A 10769-nucleotide genomic window follows, 5' to 3' on the forward strand; every position below is an offset into this window, starting at 1 on the left:
ATTAAAAGGATAGAATCAAGAAATCGGAGGAGCACTATGAGTAAGAAACCATATTATATTACGACTGCAATTACTTATACTTCCGGAAAACCTCATATTGGTAACACATATGAGATTATCCTGGCAGACAGTATTGCTCGATATAAAAGAATGGAAGGCTATGACGTATTTTTCCAGACAGGAACAGACGAACATGGTCAGAAAGTAGAATTAAAAGCAGAAGAAAAAGGTGTAACACCAAAAGAATTTGTTGATGATGTTGCTGGAGAGATCAAGAGAATCTGGGATCTTATGAATACTTCTTATGACCGCTTTATCAGAACTACTGATGAAGATCATGAGAAACAGGTTCAGAAGATCTTCAAGAAATTATATGAACAGGGAGATATCTACAAAGGTGAATATGAAGGTTTATACTGCACACCTTGTGAATCTTTCTTTACAGAGAGCCAGTTAGTCGATGGTAAATGTCCTGACTGCGGACGTCCAGTACAGCCTGCAAAAGAAGAAGCTTATTTCTTAAAATTAAGCAAATATGCAGACCGTCTGATCGAACACATCAATACACATCCTGAATTTATTCAGCCAGAATCCCGTAAGAATGAGATGATGAATAACTTCCTTATTCCAGGACTTCAGGATCTGTGTGTTTCAAGAACATCATTTTCATGGGGAATTCCAGTAGACTTTGATGAAGGTCACATCGTTTATGTATGGTTAGATGCATTAACAAACTATATCACAGGTATTGGTTATGACTGTGATGGAAACAGTTCAGACAAATTTAACAAGTTCTGGCCTGCAGATCTTCACCTGATCGGTAAAGATATCATTCGTTTCCATACAATTTACTGGCCAATCATCTTGATGGCACTGGATCTTCCACTTCCTAAACAGGTATTTGGACATCCTTGGTTACTTCAGGGCGATGGTAAGATGAGTAAATCTAAAGGTAATGTTTTATACGCTGATGATCTGGTTGACTTCTTCGGAGTTGACGCAGTTCGTTACTTCGTTCTTCATGAAATGCCTTTCGAACGAGATGGTGTGATTTCATGGGAATTAATGATCGAGCGTATGAACTCTGACCTTGCCAATATCCTTGGTAACCTTGTCAATCGTACAATCTCTATGTCCAACAAATATTTTGGCGGAATCGTAGAAGACAAGGGTGTTGTCGGAGATTATGATGATGATCTGAAAGCCGTTGTAACAGGTACAAGAGATAAAGTTGCTGAGAAGATGGCTGACCTTCGTGTTGCAGATGCAATAACTGAGATCTTTAACCTATTCCGCCGCTGCAACCGTTACATCGATGAAACAATGCCTTGGGTATTAGCAAAAGACGAAGCTTCTAAAGACCGTCTTGCAACTGTTTTATACAACCTTGTAGAGGGAATTACAATTGGTGCATCTTTATTATCATCATATATGCCAGAGACATCTGAGAAGATCTTTGCTCAGTTAAATACATCTATGGTTGAATTTGATAACCTTGCAACATTCGGAAACTACAAGAGTGGTACAAAAGTAACGGAAAAACCTCAGATCTTATTTGCAAGATTAGACGAGAAAGAAGTTATGGAGAAAGCCAAAGTCTTAATGGAGAAACAGGCTGCTTCTGTGAAAGCTGCAAATGCTGCCATCGAAGAAGATACTGTTATTGACATTGAACCAAAAGATGAGATCACTTTTGATGATTTCACAAAGATGCAATTCCAGGTTGGTGAGATCATTGCCTGTGAAGAAGTAAAGAAATCAAAGAAACTTCTTTGCTCTCAGGTTAAGATTGGAAATCAGGTAAAACAGATCGTTTCTGGTATCAAAGCTTACTACAAACCAGAAGATATGGTTGGTAAAAAAGTTATGGTACTTGTAAACTTAAAACCAGCCAAATTAGCAGGAGTTCTTTCCGAAGGAATGCTTCTTTGCGCAGAAAATGAAAAGGGTGAATTAGCCCTTGTGACACCAGATAAAGATATGCCAGCAGGTGCTGAAATTTGTTAATTTTACTTACTTGTTCATTAAATTTTAGATAAATAAATAAATTGACAACCAGATTTTGGTATGCTATGGTTTAGTTATAAAATGATTGAAGACAATTAAGGAGGTTTACACATGAAAAGTACAGGCATTGTAAGAAGGCTTGACGAACTTGGAAGAATTACTTTACCGATCGAATTACGTCGTAACTTTGATGTGAACGAGCGCGATCCTCTTGAAATATTTGTAGATGATGACAAGATTATTTTAAAAAAATATAATCCTGCAGATATTTTTACTGGAGAAGATATGGATGATCTGATCGACTACAAAGGAAAGAAAGTCTCAAGAAAATCTATTATCGAATTAGCTAAGCTTGCAGGATTCGAAATTACTGAAGCATAATTTTTGAATCAAACAATAAATATAAGAAAGGCTGTCGTATTAATAACAACTAATACGACAGCCTATTTTCATTCATATTGTAATGCTCTTATTTTTACAAAGGAAGGTGTTCTTATGGGAATTACTATAAATTGGCTGCTACATAAAAGTACACTTAAAAATTTAAAAATACTACTTTCCGTAGTTTTAACCGGTGGCGTACTGCGATCCTTTCTTCTTTTGGCTATGATCCTCATATAAAGGAGGAGCCCTACCATGAAAAAGAAGATCAAAGAGCTACGCGAAAAATATATTTTAAATCCTGCCCACTTTTATGTGGGATATTTTTCTTTTATTCCTCTTCCAATAACTGCTGATAGATTTCTCTTTTACCAACACCCCGATCTTTTGCTACCAATTTCATCGCTTCCTTCTTAGAATGTCCCTGGTCCATATAATGTTTCATATGATCTTGCAATGGAATCTTTAAAAATTCTTCCTGACTTTCTTCTTTTAATTCTTTGAAAGATTTTCCCTCTATGATCATCACACATTCGCCTTTTGGTGGGTTTTCTCTATGGTAGGCAAGGATTTCACTCAGTGTGGATTTAAAAACGCTCTCATGCTTCTTCGTGAGCTCTCGGCATAGTGTCATAGCTCTGTCTCCAAGCACTTCGTACAGTTCTTCTAATGTTCTTACAAGACGATGCGGTGCTTCATAGATAATCATCGTTCTTGTCTCATTTTCCAGAGAATCAAGAATCTGTTTTCTCTCTTTTTTATCTGCCGGAAGAAATGCTTCAAAACAAAATCTTCTTGTTGGCTGCCCAGAAATGATCAATGCATTGATCAATGCACATGCCCCTGGTAAGGCTGTCACTGTGATTCCTGCTTCGTGACACTGTCTCACCAACTCTTCTCCCGGATCTGAGATTCCTGGTGTTCCTGCATCTGTGATCAGTGCAATATTTTTTCCTTCCTGCAATTGCTTTACAAGCACTTTTGCTTTCTCCACACGATTATACTCATGATAACTTGTCATTTTCGTCTTAATCTCAAAATGATTTAATAATTTGATGCTGTGTCTCGTATCTTCTGCTGCGATCAGATCAACTTCTTTTAATGTATTGATCACACGAAAAGTAATGTCTTCGAGATTACCAATCGGTGTCGCACACAGATATAATGTTCCACTCATACTTATTCCTCCGGATTCATTCCATAAATCTTATAAATTTCTTCTGTATATTTTCCTTCTTTTTCATAGACGATCAATGGAGGCTCTACCGTCATTCTTGACTTTCCACCTTTTACTGCTTCTAACAGAAATATATTCGGTTCTTTATCGATATATGGATGCACAAAACGAATTCTTTTAGGCTCCAATCCATCTTTTGACAACTGGCATAAAATTTCTGATAAACGAAATGTCCTGTGTACCAGAAATAATTTTCCTTTATTCTTTAAAAGCTTCTTCGCTGCTGCCGTAATATCCGCAAATGTACACAAAATCTCATGTCTTGCGATTGCTTTTGTCTCGGACGGATTCTTAAGTCCATGCTGCCCAATCATATATGGCGGATTCGATGTGATCGTATCAAAACTGTCATGTGAAAAAATCGCAGAAGCTTCTTTGATATCACCCTCCACGATCTCTATCTTATCTTCCAAATGATTTAATTTGACACTTCTTGCCGCCATCTCAGCCATCTCTGACTGTATCTCAAGCCCTGTAAGATGAGCAGCATTACTCTTTGCTTCCATCAAAATGGGAAGGATTCCAGTCCCCGTACCAAGATCCAGAACTCTCCCACCATTCTTAACTTGTGCAAAATCAGATAAAAGAACTGCATCCATTCCAAAACAAAATCCTTGTTCTTTCTGAATGATCTGATAACCATTGATCCCAAGATTATCAATTCTTTCTTTTTCCATGTCCTTTATTACATCCTTGATTCTTATTATTGCATCCTTTGCTGCAGCCTTGACATCCCTGTGGTTTCTTCTTTCTCATCACAAGATCATCAATCTTATATTCCTGAATTTCTTTATCTCCATTCTCATCTTCAACGATCAGTTTTACCTTTTGTCGAAGGACATCAACTCTCTGCACTTCCCCAAATACGCCATCTTTTGTCTTTAATTTCTCACCAATATTTGGAAGTTTACTGTTTAAATATTCGTAAGTTTCCTGTTCATTCTTAAGACAGCACATTAATCTTCCACAAACTCCTGAAATCTTTGTTGGATTCAAAGAAAGATTCTGTTCTTTTGCCATTTTAATGGAAACAGGTGCAAACTCTGATAAAAATGTATTACAGCATAACTTTCTTCCACAGATTCCCATTCCACCGAGCATCTTAGCTTCATCTCTAACACCAATCTGTCTTAATTCAATTCTTGTTCTAAACACTGCTGCCAGATCCTTTACAAGTTCACGGAAATCAACTCGTCCATCTGCTGTAAAATAAAACAGAACTTTATTATTATCAAATGTATATTCTGTTGATACCAACTTCATATCAAGGTTATGTTCTTTGATCTTCTCTAAACAAATCTGATATGCTTCTTTTTCTTTCTCCCTGTTCTTCTCTGCTCTTTCTTCGTCTTCTTTGGTTGCGATTCTTAAAACAGGTTTTAATTCATCTCCAATGCATTTTTCCTTTACCTGTCTTCTCTCAGAAACGACGGATCCAAATTCAATTCCTCGGGCAGTTTCCACGATGACATGATCTCCCGACCTCACCTGAAATTCTTTTGGATCAAAGAAATATATCTTTCCTGCAGTACGAAATCGCACTCCAACTACTTCTACCATACTTTACCATTCTCCTTTATCGTCACGAGCAACATTTCAATTGCCACTTCAAAATTAACATTCGCGATTAGTCGTCTTCTAGCCTTCTCAACTTCATCAAGAATATGACTGATTCCTTCAAATGAAATATAAATCTCCTGATCTTTTAACTGGCGGTATTTATCTTTAAATACCAGCTGATTTAGTGATCCTGTTGTCTTAAGAATCAGCATATCACGATACCATACCATAATTATATCAAGGAAATCATAAATCTCATTCTTATATTTTGTCAGACTCTTAGCATAAGATACAACTTCATAGATTTCCATACTCTTCATATGTGTAATGACATTCATCGTATCATTTAACATATCTTTAAATTCTTCTGTCTCTAATACATGAAGTGCACGTCCAATATTTCCAAGTGAAAATGCTGCTGCAAATGCGATATCTGCATGACTTGCCCCTGTATTTGCCTTCAGATAATCTTCAATCTCATTCTCTCGGACACTTCCAAGTGTCATGGATACGCATCTTGACAGAATCGTATCTAACAGTCTGTCTTTATTATTTGTTAACAAAAAGATTACTGCATATGCAGGTGGTTCTTCCAAAGTCTTTAATAAAGCATTCTGGGCTCCTGCATTCATACGGTCTGCATCATCAATGATATAAATCTTATAATCACCACTATAAGGTTTGATATCGATTGTTTCATTGATTCCTTTTCGAATGTCATCAACACGAATTTCATACTTTTCATGAGTAATATAAATGACATCTGGATGATTTAATGAATCTACCTGCTTACATGCTGCACATTCACCACATCCATCTTTGTGTTCACACAGAAGTGCCTTTGCAACTGCCTTTGCGATCATCATCTTTCCGCTTCCATCTTCACCACTTAATAAATAAGCGTGGGAAACCTTTCCCGTCTTGATTGCTTCTTCAAAATGAGAAATTATTTTTTTATGTCCTATAATTGCATCAAAACTCTTCATACTACATCACCCTTTACCATGAAATTTTTTGTTGACCTGTGAAACGATCTGCTGATGAATCTCTTCAATCGGCAGGTTTCCGTCAACGGTGTAGATTCTCTCTGGATGCAGACTTGCAAGCTGTCTGTATCCTTCAACAACCTTCTTGTGAAAATCAATTGTCTCGCTTTCCATTCGATCAAGTTCTGCTTGTTTTTTCTTCCTTGAAATACCGGCTTCTGCATCCAGATCGATCATAATCGTCAGATCTGGCATCGTATCTCCAATTGCGAACTGATTTACTTCATAAACAAGATCAATTCCCATTCCTCTGGCAATCCCCTGATAAACTGCGGAAGATTCTACAAAACGATCACAGATCACAATCTTCCCATCTTCTAATGCCGGACGAATGACTTCTTCGATCAATTGAGCTCTGGCAGCTGCATAAAGCAGTAATTCTGTCATATGCCCCATCTCAGTGAATTCTTTGTTAAGGATCACATTCCTTACTGCTTCACTGATGGGAGTTCCGCCAGGTTCCCTACATACTATTATATCATAACCTTTAGCAGATAAGTAGTCTCTTAGTAATTCAATTTGTGTTGTTTTTCCAGCTCCATCTGGTCCTTCAACGGTCAAAAATAATCCCATGTTTATATCCTCTCATCTATTATGTAAATTTTATGGTTATCAAGTCCAATAACCTTCATATCATTTTGTTCATACTGGCTGATCTTATGAATCGCATGATCATCGATCACTTCCCCTGGCACAACTAACGGAATTCCTGGTGGATATAAGAAAACAAATTCCGCAGCGATCATACCTTCTGCCTGCTTATAATCAATCTGACAACGTTTTCTTCTCGTTGCTTCCTCTGGTTTCATTGCTTTTCGATTCTTGTGAAAATTCATTTTCTTAAAATTATTTTGTATATGATTTTTATTTTGTTTTTTCTCCAGATCGATCATCTGATCAATCTCTGTCATTGCTTCATACAGCCTATCATACCCTTCCTGTGTATCACATATACTTGTCATTGCAATCACATAATATAGTTCAGACATTTCCATTTCCAAGTGATACTGATCTCTCAAAATCTCAAATAATTTTTCTCCAGATATCATTGTATTCTTTACCGAAAATACAAGTTTTCCAATATCATCTGTTCGAACTAATTGGATATGTTGTAATTTTTCTAATTTTTCACGAAGTATCCACAATCGCTCACAATATTGTTGAAAATATCCACGATTTCCATCACAAATGTGGATACATTGTTCGATAGAGCTCATTAATACATATGAGGGACTGCTACTTTGAAAGATAGAAAGTTTCTTCTGCATCATTTCTTTTGAAACACAATCTGTGCATAAATGCAATAATCCTGTCTGTGTCATTGCTGGCAATGTCTTATGTAGACTCTGGATTACAATATCTGCTCCAGTACTTACTGCACTTTCCGGAAATGCCTCATGATAAATAAAATGAGCTCCATGTGCTTCATCTACGATCAATGGAATATCATACTGATGTAAAACATCTGAAATTCCTCGAATATCGGATACTCGTCCTTCATAAGTCGGAGAAACTAGTACCATCGCCTTGATCATCTTCTCTTCTTTGATAACTGCTTCTACCTGTTCTTTTGTAATTCCTTCACAAATTCCATCTTCATCAACTTCTGGGTAAATATAAACTGGATCCAATCCTAACAATTCAATCGCATGATACACTGACTTATGGCAATTTCTTGCTACTAATATCTTGTCTCCAATCTTACACAAGGCTGCAATTGCTGACAGATTTCCTGCTGTACTGCTATTAACTAAAAGATAACTTTCCTCTGTTCCATAAATCTGTTTTAAGTTATCCATCAAGTCACGAATCATCTCTTCTGGATGATGCAGATCATCAAATCCTGTAATCTCTGTGATATCAACCTTTGCAATCTCATCAAGTAATGGATCTATTTTTAAATTTCTTTTATGTCCCGGCATATGAAAAGGATATTCTTCTCCATATTGTAATTGTTTCAACTTGTCATAAATTGATGTCATTTTTTATCCCTTTGTAAACATATTTTTTCATTTTCATTATATCATACTTAATTCCTATTGAATAGGAATTAAAAAAAGAGTAAACTTTCGAATTTTTCATTCTTTCTAAAAGCTAACTCCTTGGATCTTCTTATAAATTTTCCCGCAAAATAAAAAAGATGCCCAGAGCCGGAATCGAACCAGCGACACGAGGATTTTCAGTCCTCTGCTCTACCGACTGAGCTATCTGGGCATAATACTTATTAAAAATAAAAAATTGCGGGAGCCGGATTTGAACCAACGACCTTCGGGTTATGAGCCCGACGAGCTACCAGACTGCTCCATCCCGCGATAATGATCAAATGGTTGGAGAAGGATTCGAACCTTCGAAGGCGGTGCCAACAGATTTACAGTCTGCCCCCTTTGGCCACTCGGGAATCCAACCATATATATTTAAACACCTAAATCAGAACTTAATCATGACTAGGTGTGAAGCCGTTGACCGGACTTGAACCGGTAACCTGCTGATTACAAATCAGCTGCTCTGCCAATTGAGCCACAACGGCATAGTTATTAAATTTAAAAGTGGGACCAATAGGACTCGAACCTATGACCCTCTGCTTGTAAGGCAGATGCTCTCCCAGCTGAGCTATGATCCCAATTATTCAAAAAATAAAGCGACCCGGATGGGAATCGAACCCACGACCTCCGCCGTGACAGGGCGGCGCTCTAACCAGCTGAGCCACCGGGCCTTATTTAATAAAGGATATACCTTCAAAACAACATACAAGAACTATTCACATCTCTTCCACTCTGCCTTCTTTGGTTAAAGCCTCGACCGATTAGTAACAGTCAGCTCCATGCGTTACCACACTTCCACCTCTGCCCTATCTACCTCGTCGTCTTCAAGGGGTCTTACTACCTTTCGGTATGGGAAATCTTATCTTTAGGGGGGCTTCACGCTTAGATGCCTTCAGCGTTTATCCCTTCCAGACTTGGCTACTCTGCGATGCACTTGGCAGTACAACAGATACACCAGCGGTCCGTCCATCCCGGTCCTCTCGTACTAAGGACAGCTCCTATCAAATTTCCTCCGCCTGCGCCGGATAGGGACCGAACTGTCTCACGACGTTCTGAACCCAGCTCGCGTACCGCTTTAATGGGCGAACAGCCCAACCCTTGGAACCTGCTACAGCTCCAGGATGCGATGAGCCGACATCGAGGTGCCAAACCACTCCGTCGATGTGAACTCTTGGGAGTGATAAGCCTGTTATCCCCAGGGTAGCTTTTATCCGTTGAGCGATGGCAATCCCACTTTATACCACCGGATCACTAAGTCCTACTTTCGTACCTGCTCCACCCGTCGGTGTCACAGTCAAGCTCCCTTCTGCCTTTGCACTCTTCGAATGGTTTCCAACCATTCTGAGGGAACCTTTGAGCGCCTCCGATACCCTTTCGGAGGCGACCGCCCCAGTCAAACTCCCCGCCTGACATTGTCCCCTGACCGGTTCACGGCCACAGGTTAGAAATCCAACATGGTAAGGGTGGTATCCCAACAGCGACTCCGGTACAACTGACGTCATACCTTCTCAGTCTCCCACCTATCCTGTACATACCATGCCGAATCCCAGTATCAAACTGGAGTAAAGCTCCATGGGGTCTTTCCGTCCTGGCGCAGGTAACCAGCATCTTCACTGGTATTTCAATTTCACCGGGTGTATCGTTGAGACAGTGCCCAAATCATTACGCCTTTCGTGCGGGTCGGAACTTACCCGACAAGGAATTTCGCTACCTTAGGACCGTTATAGTTACGGCCGCCGTTTACTGGGGCTTAAGTTCAAAGCTTCGCTTGCGCTAACCTCTCCCCTTAACCTTCCAGCACCGGGCAGGCGTCAGCCCATATACTTCACCTTGCGGTTTTGCATAGACCTGTGTTTTTGCTAAACAGTTGCTTGGGCCATTTCTCTGCGGCCACTCTCATGGCACTCCTTCTCCCGAAGTTACGGAGTCATTTTGCCGAGTTCCTTAACAATACTTCTCCCGTCGGCCTTAGGATTCTCTCCTCATCCACCTGTGTCGGTTTGCGGTACGGGCACATATAAAACAATAGCGGCTTTTCTTGACAGCCAGGGGCCTGGACTTCCCTACTTATGTTCGGTACGCATCACGTCTTCAGATCATGCTGCGGATTTGCCAGCAGCACTCCTACCTCGCTTGCACCGGGATATCCATTCCCGGATTCCATTCCCTGTCTGTGTCCCCACAGTTCTGTTTATATGCGGTACAGGAATTTCAACCTGTTATCCATCGACTACGTCTTTCGACCTCGCCTTAGGTCCCGACTTACCCAGAGCAGATCAGCTTTACTCTGGAAACCTTAGATATTCGGCCTGAAGGATTCTCACCTTCATCTCGCTACTCATTCCGGCATTCTCTCTTCTTAGCAGTCCACCACTCCTTACGGTATGGCTTCATCCCGCTAACAATGCTCCTCTACCAATGTTTACACATTCCTAAGCTTCGGTGTCGTGTTTCAGCCCCGGACATTTTCGGCGCAGGGACTCTCGACTAGTGAGC

The 10769-nt window shown here is 39.6% G+C and carries 8 protein-coding genes, 6 tRNA genes and 1 rRNA gene; 2 read left to right on the forward strand and 13 right to left on the reverse strand.

The annotated features are described in order from the left end of the window. The first annotated feature begins 36 nt into the window (after window positions 1-36). Entirely contained in the window at window positions 37-2007 is a 1971-nt protein-coding gene (gene metG, locus OCV53_RS09205) for a methionine--tRNA ligase (protein ID WP_055197799.1), read from the forward strand. A 111-nt stretch (window positions 2008-2118) separates the two neighbouring features. After that, window positions 2119-2388, forward strand: a complete 270-nt coding sequence (locus OCV53_RS09210) for an AbrB/MazE/SpoVT family DNA-binding domain-containing protein (RefSeq protein WP_008393791.1) — start codon at window positions 2119-2121, stop codon at window positions 2386-2388. A 331-nt stretch (window positions 2389-2719) separates the two neighbouring features. Here OCV53_RS09210 and rsmI read toward each other — a convergent pair whose 3' ends face one another. The 13 genes from rsmI to OCV53_RS09275 all read right to left on the reverse strand — a co-directional run. Further along, on the reverse strand, window positions 2720-3565 hold the full coding sequence (rsmI, locus tag OCV53_RS09215) for a 16S rRNA (cytidine(1402)-2'-O)-methyltransferase (protein WP_022374706.1): 846 nt from the start codon (window positions 3563-3565) through the stop codon (window positions 2720-2722). A gap of 2 nt (window positions 3566-3567) precedes the next feature. Then, window positions 3568-4302, reverse strand: coding sequence for a tRNA1(Val) (adenine(37)-N6)-methyltransferase (locus OCV53_RS09220; protein ID WP_022374705.1), 735 nt, complete (start codon window positions 4300-4302; stop codon window positions 3568-3570). Continuing rightward, window positions 4283-5185, reverse strand: coding sequence for a PSP1 domain-containing protein (locus OCV53_RS09225; RefSeq protein ID WP_055197800.1), 903 nt, complete (start codon window positions 5183-5185; stop codon window positions 4283-4285). Before OCV53_RS09225 ends, OCV53_RS09220 begins: the two co-directional genes overlap by 20 nt. After that, the gene (gene holB, locus OCV53_RS09230) at window positions 5179-6171 is read right to left on the reverse strand and encodes a DNA polymerase III subunit delta' (protein ID WP_055197801.1); all 993 of its coding nucleotides are present in this window, start codon (window positions 6169-6171) and stop codon (window positions 5179-5181) included. Before holB ends, OCV53_RS09225 begins: the two co-directional genes overlap by 7 nt. Window positions 6172-6177: 6 nt before the next feature. Next, complete coding sequence (gene tmk, locus OCV53_RS09235) at window positions 6178-6804, reverse strand: dTMP kinase (RefSeq protein WP_055197802.1); 627 nt, start codon at window positions 6802-6804, stop codon at window positions 6178-6180. A gap of 2 nt (window positions 6805-6806) precedes the next feature. Then, window positions 6807-8213 (reverse strand): aminotransferase class I/II-fold pyridoxal phosphate-dependent enzyme, encoded by a 1407-nt coding sequence (locus OCV53_RS09240; protein WP_055197803.1) that lies wholly within the window; start codon window positions 8211-8213, stop codon window positions 6807-6809. A 159-nt stretch (window positions 8214-8372) separates the two neighbouring features. Then, window positions 8373-8445 (reverse strand) — tRNA-Phe (locus tag OCV53_RS09245). 24 nt (window positions 8446-8469) lie between these two features. Continuing rightward, a tRNA-Met gene (locus OCV53_RS09250) sits at window positions 8470-8543 on the reverse strand. Between the two features lie 12 nt (window positions 8544-8555). Beyond that, window positions 8556-8637 (reverse strand) — tRNA-Tyr (locus tag OCV53_RS09255). Between the two features lie 48 nt (window positions 8638-8685). Next, window positions 8686-8758 (reverse strand) — tRNA-Thr (locus OCV53_RS09260). A gap of 20 nt (window positions 8759-8778) precedes the next feature. Beyond that, a tRNA-Val gene (locus tag OCV53_RS09265) sits at window positions 8779-8851 on the reverse strand. Window positions 8852-8870: 19 nt separating this feature from the next. Then, a tRNA-Asp gene (locus tag OCV53_RS09270) sits at window positions 8871-8944 on the reverse strand. Window positions 8945-9014: 70 nt separating this feature from the next. Continuing rightward, window positions 9015-10769: ribosomal RNA gene (locus OCV53_RS09275) — 23S ribosomal RNA — on the reverse strand; the annotation flags it as partial.

Origin of the sequence: Anaerostipes amylophilus (genome assembly GCF_025567365.1) — a bacterium.
Lineage (GTDB): Bacteria > Bacillota > Clostridia > Lachnospirales > Lachnospiraceae > Anaerostipes > Anaerostipes amylophilus.

Bases quoted from the DNA above. Each gene is read 5' to 3' on its own strand.
- metG (WP_055197799.1), top strand. From the start codon at position 37: ATGAGTAAGAAACCATATTATATTACGACTGCAATTACTTATACTTCC.
- OCV53_RS09210 (WP_008393791.1), top strand. From the start codon at position 2,119: ATGAAAAGTACAGGCATTGTAAGAAGGCTTGACGAACTTGGAAGAATT.
- rsmI (WP_022374706.1), bottom strand. From the start codon at position 3,565: ATGAGTGGAACATTATATCTGTGTGCGACACCGATTGGTAATCTCGAA.
- OCV53_RS09220 (WP_022374705.1), bottom strand. From the start codon at position 4,302: ATGGAAAAAGAAAGAATTGATAATCTTGGGATCAATGGTTATCAGATC.
- OCV53_RS09225 (WP_055197800.1), bottom strand. From the start codon at position 5,185: ATGGTAGAAGTAGTTGGAGTGCGATTTCGTACTGCAGGAAAGATATAT.
- holB (WP_055197801.1), bottom strand. From the start codon at position 6,171: ATGAAGAGTTTTGATGCAATTATAGGACATAAAAAAATAATTTCTCAT.
- tmk (WP_055197802.1), bottom strand. From the start codon at position 6,804: ATGGGATTATTTTTGACCGTTGAAGGACCAGATGGAGCTGGAAAAACA.
- OCV53_RS09240 (WP_055197803.1), bottom strand. From the start codon at position 8,213: ATGACATCAATTTATGACAAGTTGAAACAATTACAATATGGAGAAGAA.